The 16262-nt window shown below is 68.6% G+C and carries 14 protein-coding genes and 1 riboswitch; of the genes, 6 read left to right on the top strand and 8 right to left on the bottom strand.

Annotated features, from left to right (window positions below):
- Positions 1 to 175: 175 nt before the first annotated feature.
- From ACH4SI_RS36825 to ACH4SI_RS36790, 8 genes are all read right to left on the bottom strand, one after another.
- Positions 176 to 1564, bottom strand: coding sequence for an NAD(P)/FAD-dependent oxidoreductase (locus tag ACH4SI_RS36825; RefSeq protein WP_398303710.1), 1389 nt, complete (start codon positions 1562 to 1564; stop codon positions 176 to 178).
- A 396-nt stretch (positions 1565 to 1960) separates the two neighbouring features.
- Positions 1961 to 2923 (bottom strand): exopolyphosphatase, encoded by a 963-nt coding sequence (locus ACH4SI_RS36820; RefSeq protein ID WP_398303708.1) that lies wholly within the window; start codon positions 2921 to 2923, stop codon positions 1961 to 1963.
- Positions 2920 to 3468, bottom strand: a complete 549-nt coding sequence (locus ACH4SI_RS36815) for a DUF501 domain-containing protein (protein WP_398303706.1) — start codon at positions 3466 to 3468, stop codon at positions 2920 to 2922. Before ACH4SI_RS36815 ends, ACH4SI_RS36820 begins: the two co-directional genes overlap by 4 nt.
- Positions 3469 to 3533: 65 nt before the next feature.
- Positions 3534 to 4010 carry a septum formation initiator family protein gene (locus tag ACH4SI_RS36810; protein ID WP_398303704.1) on the bottom strand — a complete coding sequence of 159 codons (477 nt, stop codon included), beginning with the start codon at positions 4008 to 4010 and terminating at the stop codon, positions 3534 to 3536.
- A gap of 126 nt (positions 4011 to 4136) precedes the next feature.
- Positions 4137 to 5423 (bottom strand): phosphopyruvate hydratase, encoded by a 1287-nt coding sequence (gene eno / locus ACH4SI_RS36805; RefSeq protein WP_199831129.1) that lies wholly within the window; start codon positions 5421 to 5423, stop codon positions 4137 to 4139.
- Positions 5424 to 5537: 114 nt separating this feature from the next.
- The gene (locus tag ACH4SI_RS36800; RefSeq protein WP_398303702.1) at positions 5538 to 6212 is read right to left on the bottom strand and encodes a transglycosylase family protein; all 675 of its coding nucleotides are present in this window, start codon (positions 6210 to 6212) and stop codon (positions 5538 to 5540) included.
- 6 nt (positions 6213 to 6218) lie between these two features.
- Positions 6219 to 6385, bottom strand: a riboswitch (cyclic di-AMP (ydaO/yuaA leader).
- Between the two features lie 256 nt (positions 6386 to 6641).
- Positions 6642 to 7562, bottom strand: coding sequence for a transglycosylase family protein (locus ACH4SI_RS36795; RefSeq protein ID WP_398303700.1), 921 nt, complete (start codon positions 7560 to 7562; stop codon positions 6642 to 6644).
- Positions 7563 to 7674: 112 nt separating this feature from the next.
- Entirely contained in the window at positions 7675 to 8946 is a 1272-nt protein-coding gene (locus tag ACH4SI_RS36790; protein ID WP_398303698.1) for a cytochrome P450, read from the bottom strand.
- A gap of 579 nt (positions 8947 to 9525) precedes the next feature.
- On the opposite strand from ACH4SI_RS36790, the gene ACH4SI_RS36785 reads away from it, so the two are divergent.
- The 6 genes from ACH4SI_RS36785 (at position 9526) to ACH4SI_RS36760 (ending at position 16246) form a co-directional block, all read left to right on the top strand.
- Positions 9526 to 10635, top strand: a complete 1110-nt coding sequence (locus tag ACH4SI_RS36785) for an ATP-binding protein (protein WP_398303696.1) — start codon at positions 9526 to 9528, stop codon at positions 10633 to 10635.
- Positions 10632 to 11030, top strand: coding sequence for a roadblock/LC7 domain-containing protein (locus tag ACH4SI_RS36780; RefSeq protein ID WP_055557694.1), 399 nt, complete (start codon positions 10632 to 10634; stop codon positions 11028 to 11030). Before ACH4SI_RS36785 ends, ACH4SI_RS36780 begins: the two co-directional genes overlap by 4 nt.
- A complete protein-coding gene (locus ACH4SI_RS36775) occupies positions 11027 to 11398 on the top strand; it encodes a DUF742 domain-containing protein (protein ID WP_398303694.1) in 372 nt (123 codons plus the stop codon). The genes ACH4SI_RS36780 and ACH4SI_RS36775 overlap by 4 nt, the downstream gene beginning before the upstream one ends.
- Positions 11373 to 11963 (top strand): GTP-binding protein, encoded by a 591-nt coding sequence (locus ACH4SI_RS36770; protein ID WP_398303692.1) that lies wholly within the window; start codon positions 11373 to 11375, stop codon positions 11961 to 11963. The genes ACH4SI_RS36775 and ACH4SI_RS36770 overlap by 26 nt, the downstream gene beginning before the upstream one ends.
- Before the next feature lie 10 nt (positions 11964 to 11973).
- Positions 11974 to 13308, top strand: coding sequence for a cytochrome P450 (locus tag ACH4SI_RS36765; RefSeq protein WP_398303690.1), 1335 nt, complete (start codon positions 11974 to 11976; stop codon positions 13306 to 13308).
- Positions 13309 to 13594: 286 nt separating this feature from the next.
- The gene (locus tag ACH4SI_RS36760) at positions 13595 to 16246 is read left to right on the top strand and encodes a tryptophanase (RefSeq protein ID WP_398303688.1); all 2652 of its coding nucleotides are present in this window, start codon (positions 13595 to 13597) and stop codon (positions 16244 to 16246) included.
- The last annotated feature ends 16 nt before the right edge of the window (positions 16247 to 16262 follow it).

The following is a 16262-nucleotide window of genomic DNA, read 5'->3' as shown; positions in this document are numbered from 1 at the left end:
ATTTACTCACCACGTAAACACCATGGAACCGCCCGTACAGTCCCGCCGACACGTCTGGAAACGGTAAAAGGGCGCACGCGAAGGGCGTCCGCCCCACGGATGGCGGACGCCCTCGGCGTATGTCCGATGTTCAGATGTGCAGACAGTCGGATCTGTCCCGGTATCGGGGCCCGGGTCAGGACGCCTTGGCCTTCTCCGAGGTGACGTCGGCGGCGGGCTTCTTCGCGGCGGCGGCCGCGGAGACCGGGGCGGCGGCCTCGTAGAACTCCTCGCGGGGGTTCTCCATGGCGCCGAGCGAGACGACCTCGCGCTTGAGGAACATGCCCAGCGTCCAGTCGGCGATGACCCGGATCTTGCGGTTGAAGGTCGGCATCGCCAAGCCGTGGTAGCCACGGTGCATGTACCAGGCCAGCCGGCCCTTGAGCTTGATCTTCATCTTGCCCATGACGATCATCGCGACGCCCTTGTGGAGGCCGAGACCCGCGACGGCGCCCTTGTTGGCGTGCTTGTACTCGCCCTGCGGGAAGCCCCGCATGCCCGAGATCACGTTGTCGCCGAGGACCTTGGCCTGGCGCAGCGCGTGCTGGGCGTTCGGCGGGCACCAGGCGCCCTCGCCGGAGGCGAGGTCCGGCACCTGGGCGTTGTCGCCCGCGGCCCAGATGTAGTCGGTGCCCTTCACCTGGAGGTTGGCGCCGGTGTCCACGTGGCCGCGCGGGCCGAGCGGGAGGCCGAACCGGGCGAGCGCCGGGTTGGGCTTGACGCCCGCGGTCCACACGATGGTGTTGGAGTCGACCTCGAGGCCGTTCTTGAGCACCACGTGGCCGTCGACGCAGGAGTTCATCGAGGTGTTGAGGTAGATCTCGACACCGCGGTTCTGCAGGTGCTCCAGGCCCCACTGGCCGAGCTTCGGGCCGACCTCGGGGAGGATCTTGTCGGCCGCGTCGACGAGCACGAAGCGCATGTCCTCGCGCTTCACGTTCGGGTAGTACTTGGCGGCGTCGCGGGCCATGTCCTCGACCTCGCCGATGGTCTCCGCACCCGCGAAGCCACCGCCGACGAAGACGAAGGTGAGGGCCTTGCGGCGGATGTCCTCGTCCGTGGTGGAGTCGGCCTTGTCGAGCTGCTCGAGAACGTGGTTGCGCAGGCCGATGGCCTCTTCTATGCCCTTCATCCCGATGCCGTTCTCGGCCAGGCCGGGAATCGGGAAGGTGCGGGAGACCGCGCCCATCGCGATGACGAGGTAGTCGAAGGGCAGCTCGTACGACTCGCCGACGAGCGGCTGGACGACGGCGACCTTGCGGTCCTGGTCGATGTTGGACACCCGGCCGGTGAGGACCTCCGCCTTGGGGAGCACACGCCGCAGCGGAACCACGACGTGGCGCGGAGAGATGCTGCCGGCCGCAGCTTCGGGGAGGAAGGGCTGGTACGTCATGTACGAGCGGGGGTCGACGACCGTGACAGTCGCCTCGCCGTACCGCATCTTCTTGAGGATGCGGCGCGCCGCGTACAGGCCTACGTACCCACCGCCTACAACGAGGATCCTGGGACGCTCCGTGGTGCTCATGATTCGAGTATCCAGCACCCCCCGAGGGGGACCTCGTGAGCCCCTTCACAAGCAATGTGGGGGTATCTGCTACACTCCGCCGCCCCCGTGATCGACGCCATAGCTCCAGCGGGGAACCGAGAAGCGGATCAAGGCGTTCCCAGCGCTCTGAGCAGCGATAGTCGTTGAACGCGTGAGTAGACCACATGGTTCCCGCGCGGTCCGTCGCACCGGGTGGGCCGGCCCATCATCCGGCCACTTGTTGAACACCGTCACCAAAAGCACCGCCGGTGACCCCCGGGAGGCGGCCACCAGGCAATTTTTTCATGTGAAGGATTTCACGAACTCTTGTGGCGGGCTTTTGCGGCAGGCCCCCGATTCGGCCCTCCGCAGCCGCTCATACGGTAACGGGTCCGCTCAGGCGATGCTCCAGGCGATGCCGTCGAGGATGTCGTGTTCGCTCACCACGACCTCCTCGGCACCGGTCCGTTCCATGATCGAAAGCAGCACGAGGGCACCCGCGCCGATCACGTCGACCCGGCCCGGATGCATCGCCCCGATCGTCGCCCGTTCGGCATGCGTCGAGGTCAGCAGCTTGCTGGTGATCTCACCGACCCGGTCGGCCGGAATCCTGGCGTGGTGGATCGCGGCCGAGTCGTACTCCGCCAGACCCAGCGCGATGGCCGCGACGGTGGTGACCGAACCGGCCAGTCCGACCAGGGTGTGCCCGCCGTCCCCGGGGCGGCAGACCCCGGGGAGCGGCACCGTCTCCCCGGCCAGGTCCAGCGCCCGGCCGATATCCGCCTTCATGGCGTCTATCTGACCGGGCGTTGGCGGATCGGAGACTTGATTGTTGACCACCAGATGACGCTCGGTCAGCCGCACACAGCCGATGTCGACGCTGCGGGCCGCGCGCACCCCGTCGTCGCCGCTGACGAACTCGGTCGAGCCGCCGCCGATGTCCACCACCAGGAACGGTCCGCTCAGATGCTCGTGGCCGGTCAGCTCCTTCGTCGCGCCGGTGAAGGAGAACTCCGCCTCCTGATCACCGGTGATCACCTCGGGCTCGACACCCAGGATGTCCACGACGCCGCGCACGAACTCCTCGCGGTTCTCGGCGTCCCGCGAGGCCGAGGTGGCGGCGAAGCGGACGCGCTCGGCGCCCAGCTCGCGTATGACCTCCGCGTACTCCCGGCACGCGGCGAAGGTGCGCTCCAGCGCCTCGGGGGCCAGCCGACCGGTGCGGTCCACGCCCTGGCCCAGCCGGACGATCTTCATCCGGCGGTCCAGCTCGGTCAGCTCGCCCGTGGCCGGGTCGGCGTCGGCGACCAGCAGCCGGATCGAGTTGGTGCCGCAGTCCACGGCCGCGACGCGCGTCATGCGGTCTCCTCCCGCTCCGTCTCGGCGGCTGCGCACGGGCTCACGCACGGGCCCTTGCGCCACCACTCCGGCAGCAGCGCGATCGCCTCGTCGCCCAGCGGATTGACCCCGGGCCCGGCCGCGAGGGAGTGGCCGACCAGGACGTGCAGGCACTTCACCCGGTCCGGCATGCCGCCCGCGCTGGGGAAGCCCTTCAGCTCCTCGATGGCGTCGCGGCGCGCGATGTAGTCCTCGTGGGCGGCGCGGTAGGCGGCGGCCAGCTCGGGGTCGCTGCCCAGCCGGGCCGTCATCTCCTTCATCACGCCCTCCGCCTCCAGCGTCCCGATCGCGGACGCGGCGCGCGGGCAGGTCAGGTAGTAGAGGGTGGGGAACGGTGTCCCGTCCTCGAGGCGCGGCGCGGTCTCGACGACATCGGGGTTGCCGCAGGGGCAGCGGTGCGCGACGGCGCGCAGGCCCCGCGGTACGCGGTTCAGCTGCTCCTTGACGGCGGCGATGTCCGCGTCGGTGGGCGCGGTGGGCTCCGTCTGCGGAGGGGGCGTGTCCATGAGGGGAAAAGTTCTCTTCGCTCGGTGTCGGACCGGGTGCGACCGTGACGGGCCGGCGCGGCGCGTCAGCGGCGCTCGGCGGCCGCCTTCGGCGCGTCCGCCGCGTCCACGGTGTCCCAGAGGTTGGTGTACCAGGGGCGGTCGGCCGCGCCCTGGTCGGTGGAGTGCTCGGCCCTGGCGTCGGGGTCCACCATGCTGAAGCCGGTCTCGCCCGGCATCAGATAGTGCAGATGCTCGCGGGCCTGCCGCTCGATGTACGCGGGGTCGCGCAGCCGGGCCTTCTGCTCGCGCAGCTTGGCCACCTCGGCGCGCTCGCGCTGGGCCTGGCGGCGCTGGTCGGCGATCTCCGAGCGCTGGGAGATGTACTGCCGCATGGGATAGGCCAGCGCGACCACCAGTGAGCAGACGACCAGTGCGAGGAGGGCGGCCCGGCCGGTGAGCCGGCTGCGACGGCGCTTGATCCGGGCACGGTAGACCCGGGCGGCGGCGTGTTCGCCGAGCGCCTTGAGCCTGGTCGCGGTGGAGAACCGATCCGCCGGCACGTCGCCTCCCCGGTGATGACTTCGCTTGAGCAGTGCCCGCTGGAGTAGCGGCCGTCCCCGGCCACGGTACGGGACCGCGGCCGGGGACATGCGTCAGACGTGTCCGCTTTTGACGCTGGAGAAGGGTCAGCCCTTGAAGCGCGGGAACGCGGAGCGGCCCGCGTACACCGCGGCGTCGTCCAGGATCTCCTCGATGCGCAGCAGCTGGTTGTACTTGGCCACCCGCTCGGAGCGGGCCGGGGCGCCGGTCTTGATCTGGCCGCAGTTGGTGGCGACGGCCAGGTCGGCGATGGTGACGTCCTCGGTCTCACCGGAGCGGTGCGACATCATGCACTTGAAGCCGCTGCGCTGGGCCAGCTCGACGGCGTCGAGGGTCTCGGTCAGCGAGCCGATCTGGTTGACCTTGACCAGCAGGGCGTTCGCGGTGTCGTTCTCGATGCCGCGGGCCAGCCGCTCGGGGTTGGTGACGAACAGGTCGTCGCCGACCAGCTGGACCTTGTCACCGAGCTGCTCGGTGATCGTCTTCCAGCCGTCCCAGTCCTCCTCGTTCAGCGGGTCCTCGATGGAGACCAGCGGGTACGCCTCGACCAGCTCGGCGTAGTACGCGGTCATCTCGGACGCGGTGCGGTCCTTGCCCTCGAACTGGTAGACGCCGTCCTTGTGGAACTCGGAGGCGGCGACATCGAGCGCGAGCGCGATGTCCTGGCCGGGCTGGTAGCCGGCCTTCTTGATGGCCTCGACGATCAGGTCCAGGGCGTCCCGGTTGGAGTCGAGGTTCGGCGCGAAGCCGCCCTCGTCGCCGAGACCGGTGGACAGGCCCCGCTCCTTCAGGACGCCCTTCAGGGTGTGGTAGACCTCCGCACCCCAGCGCAGCGCCTCGGAGAAGGACTCCGCACCGACCGGCGCGATCATGAACTCCTGGATGTCCACATTGGAGTCGGCGTGCGAGCCGCCGTTGAGGATGTTCATCATCGGGACCGGCAGCAGGTGCGCGTTCGGGCCACCGAGGTATCGGAAAAGGGGCAGGTCGGACGCCTCGGAGGCGGCGTGCGCCACGGCGAGGGAGACGCCCAGGATGGCGTTGGCGCCGAGCGAGGACTTGTCCGGAGTGGCATCCAGGTCGAACATCGCCTGGTCGATCAGGCGCTGCTCGGTGGCGTCATATCCGACCAGCTCGGGGCCGATCTGCTCGATGACGGCGAGGACGGCCTTCTCCACGCCCTTGCCGCCATAGCGGTTCTTGTCGCCGTCACGGAGTTCGAGGGCCTCGAAGGCGCCGGTGGAGGCGCCGGACGGGACGGCGGCACGGCCGGTGCTGCCGTCGTCGAGGCCGACCTCGACCTCGACCGTGGGGTTCCCTCGCGAGTCGAGGATCTCGCGAGCTACGACGACGTCGATGGACGGCACGAGGATCTCCTTCGTATGTGTCTGCGGTAGCAGCATGAGCCTAACCGCACCGAAGCCCCGGCGGGGTGCACCGTGGGGGGCGGCACACCCGGCCGGGGCTCGTCAAGAGGGTGGGGCGGCTCAGCTCAGGTGGAGCTGCTGGCCGGGGAAGATCAGGTCGGCCTTCTGGATGACGTTCTTGTTGAGGTCGTAGAGCTTCTTCCAGCCTCCCTTGACGTCCTCGGTCTTGGCGATCTTGCCAAGGGTGTCACCGGACTTGACCTTGTACTCGCCGTCGCCCTTCTTGACCGGACCACGGGCCTCGCCGCGCGCGGCGTGCTCGGGCGCGCTGCGGGGCGCGGCCTTCTGCTTGGCGGCCGGGGCCGACTGCGAGGAGTCGGACTGGCTCTGCGACGGGGTGGACTGCGCGGGGGCGGACGGGGCGCCGCCGGCGGTCAGACCCTTGCCGCAGACCGGCCAGGCGCCCTTGCCCTGGCTGGAGAGGACCTTCTCGGCCACCTGGATCTGCTGGGCCTTACCGGCCCTGTCAGCGGTGGGAGCGTAGGCGGTACCGCCGTAGGCGGCCCAGGTGGAGGAGGAGAACTGCAGGCCGCCGTAGTACCCGTTGCCGGTGTTGACCGACCAGTTGCCGCCGGACTCGCACTGCGCGACCTGGTCCCACTGGGACGTGGTGGCGGCAGAGGCGGACGTAGCCCCGATGAGCGGGGCGGCCACGGCGGCACCGGCGAGACCGGCGAACGCTGCGATACGAGTGGCCTTGGACGGACGACGGTGCTTGCCCTGAGCGTTGGACATGTTCGTTCGTTTCCTCACCGACGCCTACGAGGTGAGCTGTCGGGTTCGGGCGTGAGTTGCCCGGCCGGGTGCGGGGTCCGCACCCTGCTTCACCCCTAGCCGTTCGGCCGATTCCGCTGGCCTCGCGGCACTTACCTTGGGTCCCCCGCTCCTGCCTTCGGCGCTGGCGCGTCGGTACCGGACGACCGCCGGCAGGACTCGGCGTGACGGTCGACGGTGCTCGCTTGGTGGCGAGCGGAAAGACGTTAAACACACCTCAGGGAAACGTTCAAACACCCTTATCGCAGCGAAGAGGTACGTTATCGATCTCACTCGGCCCACATTGGTGCAGGTGGGGCCGGGTATGGAGAGACCGGACACGAGGGACGGGCGGGAAAATGTGACGAGAGGTATGTCTCACCGGCGCCAGATCGGGCAAATCCCCCCGAACTACTGGCCCCTGATGGTGAGGTCAAGCCGCTGACCAGGGATGATGAGATCCGGATCGGCTCCGATCAGCTTCTCGTTGGACGCGTAGAGCCGACGCCAGTCGCCGCCCAATTCCTGCTTTTCGGCGATTGCTGAAAGGTTGTCACCCCGACGCACCGTGTAGCCGCCATCCGTGGGGTTTTCGACACGATCGGCCCCGCCGCGCGAGGCGCGGTCGCTCGGCCGCGCGTCTTGGTCCGACTCGCCCCGGTGCTCACCGGAGTCAGCCGGGTCCGAGGCACCCGCGGAGGGGGTCTCGGACGGGGTTTCAGAGGGAGTCTCGGAGGGTTCTTCGGAGGTCTCCCCACCGGAGGAAGGGGACGACGAGGGGTCGGACGCGCCGGAAGAAGAAGGGGACGGCGAGGGCGCGTCGTCGTCCGGCGCGGCGGGCGCCTTGGAGACATGGTTCCGCTCCACCCCGCCGGAGTCCCGGTCCGAGTCGCCGGGCTGCGGGGCCTGCTGGGAGGGGCGTGCCGTACTGCCCGGGTTCACGTCCGGGCTGTCGCCGTCGGCGGTCAGCCCGGCGTTCAGCGCACAGCTGGGCCAGGCGTCCGGGCCGCGGTCGCCGAGGATCGATTCGGCGACGGCTATCTGCTGGGAGCGGCTGGCGAGATCGGGGCGCGGGGCGTAGCCGGTGCCGCCGTACTTCTTCCACATGTCGAGGGTCAGCTGAAGACCGCCGTAGAAGCCGTTGCCCTCGTTGGCGCTCCACATCCCGGCGCTCTCGCACTCGGCGACCCGGTCCCACGTGGACGCGGGGGCGGCCTGGGCGCCGGTCGCCCCCAGGAGCGGGATGGCGATGCTCGCGCCGGTCACCCCCGCCGCGACGACGATGGCCGGAGCCTGGCGGGGGCGGCGGTGACGTCCGTTCCCGGAAAGCATGCGAATCGCCTCTCGTGTGGGGCTCGTTTGTCGGTTGAACATAGCGAGGCCACAGGATCATCACAAGCCGGTGTATTGGAGGTCACGCCACGGTCACACGCCTGATCGGATGTCACTCTCCCCAGGTCACCGGGAGGGTGCGCAGTCCACGCATGATGAGCCCGCCGCGCCAGCGCAAGGCGTCCGGCTCCACTGCCAGTCGGAGGTCGGGCAGCCGGCGCAGCAGGGTGGCGAGCGCGGTCTGTGCCTCCAGGCGGGCCAGCGGGGCGCCCAGACAGTAGTGGATGCCGTGACCGTAGCCGAGGTGCTGGTTGTCGGTGCGGCCGAGATCGAGGACATCGGGGTCGGTGAAGCGCTCGGGGTCGCGGTCGGCGGCGGCGAGCACCACCAGCACCGGTTCCCCCTCGGCAATGTGCCGGCCGCCGAGGGTGACCGGCTCGGTGGCGAACCGCCAGGTGGCCATCTCCACCGGGCCGTCGTAGCGCAGCAGTTCCTCGACCCCGGTGGCGAGCAGCCCCTCGTCCCCTTCTTCCAGTGCGCGGTGCAGCCGGGCACGCTGCTCGGGGTTGCGAAGCAGGGCATAGAGGCCATTACCGATCAAATTGACGGTAGTTTCAAAACCGGCGAACAGGAGGATGAAGGCCATCGCCGCGGCCTCGTTCTCGGTGAGGTGGTCCCCGTGGTCGCCGGCCCGGATCAGGTCGGAGATCAGGTCGTCGCCGAGCGCGGCGCGCTTGCGGTGGATCAACTCGGCCAGATACGCGCGGATCCGCTTCACCGCGCGGGCCACCCCGCCGCGCGGGCCGCCGCCGTGCCGGATCATCGTTCCGGCCCAGTCCCGGAAGTCGTCCTGGTCCTCCCGCGGGACGCCGAGCAGATCGCAGATCGCATAGATGGGGAGAGGGAAGGCGAACTCATGGATGAGGTCCGCCTCTCCCCGGGCCGCGAAGGCGTCGATGAGGTCGTCGGTCAGCTCGCGCACCCGCGGGGCGAACGCGGCGACGCGGCGCGGGGTGAACGCCTTGGACACCAGCCGCCGGAGCCGGGTGTGGTCCGGGGGATCGATATTGAGCAGATGTGTCATCAGATCCGCGCGCTGCTCGCCCGGGATGCCCACTTTGCCCCGGGCGTGAGCGGATTCACTGTGCCGCTGGGGGTTCTTCGACAGCCGGGCGTCGGCCAGGGCCTGCCGGGCATCGGCATAGCGGGTCACCAGCCAGGCCTCGACCCCGCTGGGGAGCGTGGTCCGACGCACCGGCTCATGCTCGCGTAGCCACGCGTACGCGGGGTAGGGATCAGTGGCGAACTCCCAGGTGAAGAGGGTGGGAGCGGGGGCAGGGCAGGGCTGTTCTGGCACGCCCCGACGATACCGGCCGCTGTCCATGGATTCCGATACGCCACTTATCGGAAGTAAATCCATAACGCGCAAGTAAAGTCAATTAATGTCGAAGCAATTCGACGACCATCTCCACACACCCTCCACAATGCGCTCACAGCACGCGGCGAATGCCCGATATCTGACGGCTGGGACCGTCACCCGGAGCGGCCCGCGACGAGGGCGGCCCAGACCTGCGGCACATGCGCTGACATCGACCAATGCGGCAGAATACGAGGATGGCTGAAACGGTGTCAGGTGATTGAATGGGCCTCCGGCACATGCACCTGGCCACCTGGCCCTGGTGATACGATCACCGCGCTTGCCAGGCGAGCCAAGGGCCCGTAAGACACACGGCGATCCGGTAAATCAGCCGAGAGGGTTACCACTCTGAGGAGCACTATGCCGCCAGTTGGGCATATGGCACCCACGCCCGTGCGCTGCCCGCGGCCGGACGAGTGCGGTGTATCCCGTCCCCCTGGGCGCCGTGCGGGCGCTGACTTACCGCCGCCTCTCCATAACCCCCGGATTCCTTATTGCGCAGCAACCCTTCAGTCCCTGGCGGTCTAGTCGTTCAAAGAGAGTCTTATGACGCATTTCATACAGGATCCCGCAATCTGGGCCCTGATCGCCGGCACGCCTCTCGCCGTGACCGCCATTGTTCGCGGTCGAAAAGCGAGAGCTAAGCTCAGCGCTGAGAAGGCGGAACTCGGAAACCGCGCCGCCGAACTCGAAAACAACTACGCGGCGATGGTGCAGGACGCTCAGGTACGCGCCGAAGAAGCCACCAAGAGCGCGCTGAAGTCCGCCATGCGGACGCTTCAGGGTCTGGCCAACGAGCAGCAGCTGGCGATCTCGAAGCTCCAGGACCGCTACGGCGAGCACCACATTCTCCAGGATCTGCTGGAGATCGACCACATGAACTCGCAGTTCGGCCGCCGTGCGCAGTCGATCGCCGTTCTGTGTGACGGCTGGCTGGGCCGTCAGCGGGCCGTCGCCTCCGTCTATGACGTGGTGCGCAGCGCCAAGGGCCGCATCCGCCACTACACGCGCGTCGAGATCCGCTCCCAGAGCAACTTCGCCCTGGTCAGCCGGGCCGTCGAACCGGTCGCGCTCGCCCTTGCCGAGCTGCTGGACAACGCGACCAGCTACTCCGCCCCCGATTCCCCGATCGACATCACCATCCGCACCGTCCCCAAGGGCGTCTGCATCATCATCGACGACGCCGGCGTCGGTATGAACGAGGAGGAGAAGAACCGGGCCGACGAGTTGCTCTCCGCCACGCGCGCGGCGGGTGTCACGGGCCTGGGCAATCCGCCGCAGTTCGGCTTCGCGGTGATCGGCGTGCTCGCCTCCCGCTACGGCTTCACCGTCTCCGTCGATTCGGCCTCTCCCTACGGTGGTGTGCGTGCGGTAGTGCTTCTTCCCGAGGACCTCCTGACCAACATGCCCGAGCCGGCAGAACAGCCCGCCCCCCGTAGGTCCGAGACGCCCGCCCCCGAAGAGAGTGATTCCACCGCGGGCGGACTTCCCAAACGTCGCCGCAAGGGCTCCATTTCGATCGTGCCCGAATCGGACACATCCAACGCCCCAGCCCGGACGAGCGAGGAAACCGCCTCGATCATGGGCGCCTTCCAGCGCGGCACCCAGTCCGGTCGCTCCGCAAACCCGAACAGGGAAGGGCATGATCCTCAGTGAACAACGACCTGTCATGGATGCTTGACAGCGCCCTGGAGGTACCCGGGGCACGTCACGCGATCCTGGTGTCCGCGGACGGTCTGCTGATGGCCCGATCTCAAGAGGTCAGGAAGGACGAGGCCGACACCGTCGCCGCCGCGATGAGCGGCATCCAGTCGCTGAGCCGCACCATGGCCGGCTTCTGCGGCGGTCCCCACATGAACTGGCGTCAGACTCTGGTGGAGTTCGACGGCGGCTGGGTCTTCCTCATCTCGGCCGGGGAGGGCGCGTATCTGGCGGTCTCCTCCGCGCCCGATGTCGACATGGCCGACATCACCTTCCGCATGCAGCAGCTCGTCGGTCAGCTCGGCAAGGCGCTGACCACGCCGCCTCGCGAATCGGGCGTTCAGGCATGACTGCCCCCGAGGAGCAGGAGCCCGAGACCGCTGGATTAGTGCGACCGTACGTCATCACCAACGGCCGCGGGCGCCCGGACACCGACCAGTTCAACCTGATCACCTTGGTCACCGCTTCCGAACAGAGACGTTCCCCGACGCTCGACCCGGAGAAGCGCAGCCTGCTGGACCTGTGTTCAGGGGGCTATCTGTCGGTTGCCGAGATCGCGGGCCACATGGGGCTGCCGATCGGCATCGTCAAGGTTCTGCTGTCCGACCTGTCGTCGGACGGCTATCTGGTCACGCGCGCCCCCGCGCCTCCCGCCCAGCTCGTCGACGTTTCACTCCTTCAGGAGGTACTGGATGGTCTCCAGGCCCGCTTCGGATGAGGACGTCTATCTGGACGACGCGGTGCAGATCGCGGCCAAGATCCTGGTCGTGGGGCACTTCGCGGTCGGAAAGACGACGTTCATCGGCACCATGTCCGAAATCCCTCCGCTGCGCACCGAGGAACGGATGACGCAGGCCGGTGCGCACGTCGACGATCTGATGGGCACCCGGGGCAAGACCACGACCACCGTGGCCATGGACTTCGGCCGCCTCACGCTCAGCGAACGCCTCGTCCTCTATCTCTTCGGCACACCCGGGCAGGAACGCTTCGTCCAGGTGTGGGAGGACATGACGCGGGGTGCGCTCGGGGCGCTGATCCTGGTCGATCCGGAACGCCTCAAGGAATCCTTCCCGGTGATCGACCTGGTCGAACAGTACGGACTTCCCTACGCGATATCCGTCAACCACTTCGACGGCACTCCGACGCGCCCCGACGAGGAACTGCGCGAGGCGCTCGACCTGTTGCCCGATACCCCCATCGTCACCTGTGACGCACGTGACGAGAAGTCATCGGCCAATGCACTGATGGCACTTGTCCGCTACCTGCAGGAACGTACCCGCTAGGAGCACGACTATGGACACACAATCGGACTTCCCGGTTCCGCCGCCGGGTTGCCCTGCACATGGGCGGGTACCGCTGCACGGGTCCGAGTTCCAGGCGAACCCGGACGCCTACTACGACTGGATGCGCCGTTACGGGGCCACCGCCCCGGTGGAATTGGCTCCCGGCGTCGAGGCCACCCTCGTCACGGATTACCAGGCCGCGCTCCAGCTGCTGCAGAACTCGGACACGTTCCGCAAGGACGCGCGCCGCTGGCGCGACCTGAACGACGGCAAGATCAGCCCCAGCAGTCCGGTGCTGCCCCTGCTCGGGTACCGCCCGAACTGCATGTTCACCGACGGGGCCGATCACATGCGGCTGCGTCAGGCGGTCACCGACAGCCTGGCCAAGGTGGACACCCACCAGCTGAGCCGGCACGTCGACGGGATCTCCCGCTACCTCATCGAGCAGTTCGGCTCGCGCGGTTCGGTCGACCTGCTGAACGACTACGCCAAGCTGCTGCCGCTCTTCGTGTTCAGCGAGCTGTTCGGCTGCCCCGCGGAAATCGGCGACCGGGTCATCTTCGGGATATCCGGAATTTTCGACGGCACCAACGCCGAAAAGGCGAACGAGGTACTGAACCAGAGCGTCGGCGAGCTGGTTGCACTGAAACGGTCCAACCCCGGGAACGATGTCACGTCCTGGCTTATGCAGCACCCCGCACAGCTGACCGACGAGGAAATGGCGCATCAGCTGGTATTGCTGCTGGGATCCGGCGCCGAACCGCTGCGCAATCTCATCGCCAATTGCCTCCACCTGCTGCTCTCCGACGACCGGTATTCGGGCAGCGGGCTGCTGGTCGAGGACGCCATCGACGATGTGCTGTGGAACAGTCCGCCCATGGCGAATTACTCGCCGCATTACCCGGTATCCGACGTTGAATTCGGCGGAACCACACTGAGGGCGGGCGATCTCGTCCTGGTCAGCTATGCCGCGGCCAACTCGGATCCGGCGGTCACCGCCTCCCGCGAGCAGCAGAGCAAGCGTGCCCACCTGTCCTGGAGCGCCGGTCCGCACGCCTGCCCGGCGAAGGACCCGGCGCAGCTCATCACGGTGTCGGCCATCGAGAACCTGCTCAACCAGCTGCCCGACATCGAGCTGGCGGTGCCCAGCGAAAGCCTGACCTGGCGCCCCGGCCCATTCCACCGCGCCCTGACCGCGCTGCCCGCCCGTTTCACTCCGGTACGGGCAGATAAACGCCCGTCTCAACAGCAACAGCCTGTTACATCCGTCGATCGCGGACAACAGAACACCAAGCGGGAAAAGGGCGGCTTGTGGAGTTCGTTCCTCGCCTGGTGGAGGGTGTGACCCACGTCACACCACCCCCTCTTTTCCTATCGCATGTTCAATCAACAGCTCGGGTAGGCCGTATCGCGAAAAAATTGTTGGCAGAGTTATAAAAAGGAGCCGTCGTGAAGCCAATTGCTGGCGACGCCACCGTCGATCAACGTTCCGCGGTTTCGCTCGAAAATCTTTTCGATTCTCGAAGTGTGCCACCACGCTACGTTTACGCGCCTCCCCCATCCGGCTTTCCTCACTCCACCGGACTCCGGGAGGTTCGGTGAAGCTTTTCCGTTTCGGGAGAAGGAAACGTGTGGGCGCGCGCGAAACCCGTGCGCATCCCGCACGGCTCGGCGACCTCGTCACCGGCCAGCTCACCCGGCTGGGAGAGGTGGCGGGGCTGAGCGAAGCCGACACGACGGCATACGCACAGGTGGTGACCGAGACCCTGGGACCGGTGGCGACGCGCTCGCTGGCGCTGCCACCGCCGTCCCAGAGCTTCCTGTCCGACGACCACACCCCGGTCGAGTACTCCCTGGCCTTCACACCGGACAAACCGCCGGCGCTCAGGGTGCTGGTGGATCCGGGGTGCGGCGCCGAAGACCTGAAGGAGAACGGCCGCATCGGTCTGCGCACCATCCGCGGCATGGCCGACCGCTGGGCGTTCTCCACCGACCGGCTCGACCGGCTCCAGGACCTGTTCTTCCCCGACGCCCCCGAAGGGCCGCTGGCCCTGTGGTACGCCCTGGAGCTGCGCCCCGGCGGCGTCCCCGCGGTCAAGGTGTACCTCAACCCCTCGGCCAACGGCCCGGACCGGGCCGCCGAGACGGTCCGCGAGGCAGTGGACCGGCTCGGCTGCCGGCAGGCGTTCGACGCCCTGCCGGCAGCCGACGGCTACCCGTTCCTCGCCCTGGACCTCGGCGACTGGCCCGCGCCGCGGCTGAAGGTGTACCTCACCCACCGGGGCCTGGGCCCCGCCCGGGCCGCGACCCTCTCCCGGATGGAACCCCACCCCGGCCAGGCGAAGCTGGAGGAGTTCTTCCGCACCGCCGGGGGCCTCCTGACGGCGGGGACCGGCAAGGGGCTGTACGGCCGCTCCGCCATCTCCTGCCACTCCATCACGGAGACCGACAGCGGCCTGCCCAGCGGCTTCACCTCCCATGTGCCCGTCCGCGACTACGTGCGCGACGACGCACAGGCGCGCGAGCGGGCCGTGGCCGTCCTGCGCCGCCACGGCATGGACAGCGCGGCGTTCGACCGGGCGCTGTCCGCCATCACCTCCCGCCCCTTGGAGGACGGCTCCGGTCTGATCGCGTACCTGGCCCTGGCCCACGAACGCGGCCGGCCGCCGCGGGTGACCGCGTACCTCTCCGCGGAGGCGTACGAGGTGCTGCCGCCCCGGGAGACGGAGCCGGCGTACGAGCCGGGGCCGGTCCACGAGACGGCGCCGGAAGACCAGACCCCGGTGGTCCGCGACCTCGAACGGGCCCGGGGCCACATCCGCAACAGCGATGAAACAGGAGAAACGGTCAGCGTGGAGCCCTACCGGATCAAGGTCGTCGAACCGATCCCCATGACGACACGGAAGCAGCGCGAGGAGGCGCTCGAGCGCGTCCACTACAACCTGTTCGACCTGCGGGCCGACGAGGTGACGATCGATCTGCTGACCGACTCGGGCACGGGGGCCCTGTCGGCCGCGCAGCTCGCCGCGGGCATGGCCGGCGACGAGTCCTACTCGGGTTCGCGCTCCTTCTACCGGTTCCACGAGGTGGTCACCGAGCTGACGGGGTACCAGCACATCCTCCCGGCCCACCAGGGGCGCGCGGCGGAGCGGGTGCTCTTCTCGTCCCTGCTGAAGCCGGACTCCATCGTCCTGGCCAACACGCACTTCGACACCACGCGCGCCAACGTGGAACTCAATCACTGCGAGGCGCGCGACCTGCCCTGCCCCGAGGCCAAGGACCTCGACAGCAAGGAGCGGTTCAAGGGGAACATCGACCTCAAGGCGCTCGAACAGGCGCTGACCGGGCCGGACGCCTCCCGGATCGGCGTGGTGGTCATGACCGTCACCAACAACGGCGGCGGCGGCCAACCCGTCTCCATGGAGAACCTGAAGCAGACCTCCGCCCTGTGCCGGAAGCACCGCGTCCCGCTGTTCCTGGACGCCGCCCGGTTCGCCGAGAACGCCTGGCTGGTCACCCGGCACGAGCCCGGCTACCGCGACCGCACCCCGCGGCAGGTCGCGGAAGAGGCCTTCCGGCTCACCGACGGCTGCATGATGAGCGCCAAGAAGGACGGCATCGTCCACATCGGCGGCTTCATCGGGACGAACGACCCCGAGCTGGCCCAGCGGTGCGAACTGCTCCTCATCGCCACCGAGGGCTTCGCGACCTACGGCGGTCTGGCCGGCCGCGACCTCGACATGATGGCGCAGGGCCTCACCGAGGTGACCGATCCCGGGTACCTCGCCGAGCGCGCCGACATCGCCGCGCACCTCGCCCAGCGGGTGCGCGCCGCCGGGGTCGACATCGTCGAGCCGCCGGGGCTGCACGCCCTCTACCTCAACGCCGGACGGCTGTTCCCGCACATACCCCCGCACCAGTACCCCGGCCACGCGCTGGCCTGCCAGCTGTACCTGGAGGGCGGCATACGCTCGGCCGAACTCGGCTCCCTGTACCTCGGCGAGGAGGACGAGGCCGGGAACCCGGTGAAGAGCGCACCGTACGAGCTGGTCCGGCTCGCGCTGCCGCGCCGGGTCTACACCCGAAGTCACTACGACCACGTCGGCGCGACGCTGGCGAAGATCGCGGGCAACGCGGAGTCGGTGCGCGGCTTCCGGATCTTCGACCAGTCCCCGATCCTGCGTCACTTCCGCGCCAAGCTGGAGCCGGTGGCGGCCCCGGCTCCGGCCGCTGCCGCCGCCACGGCACGCGGCTCCCGGCGCACCGCCGCCACGGCCCGCTGAGGGGCGCCCACGGTCC

Origin of the sequence: Streptomyces sp. NPDC021212 (assembly GCF_044332925.1) — a bacterium.
In the GTDB taxonomy this organism is placed as follows: domain Bacteria; phylum Actinomycetota; class Actinomycetes; order Streptomycetales; family Streptomycetaceae; genus Streptomyces.
Note: the sequence above shows the minus strand (reverse complement) of the source record. Positions and strands in the feature narration are given on the sequence as shown.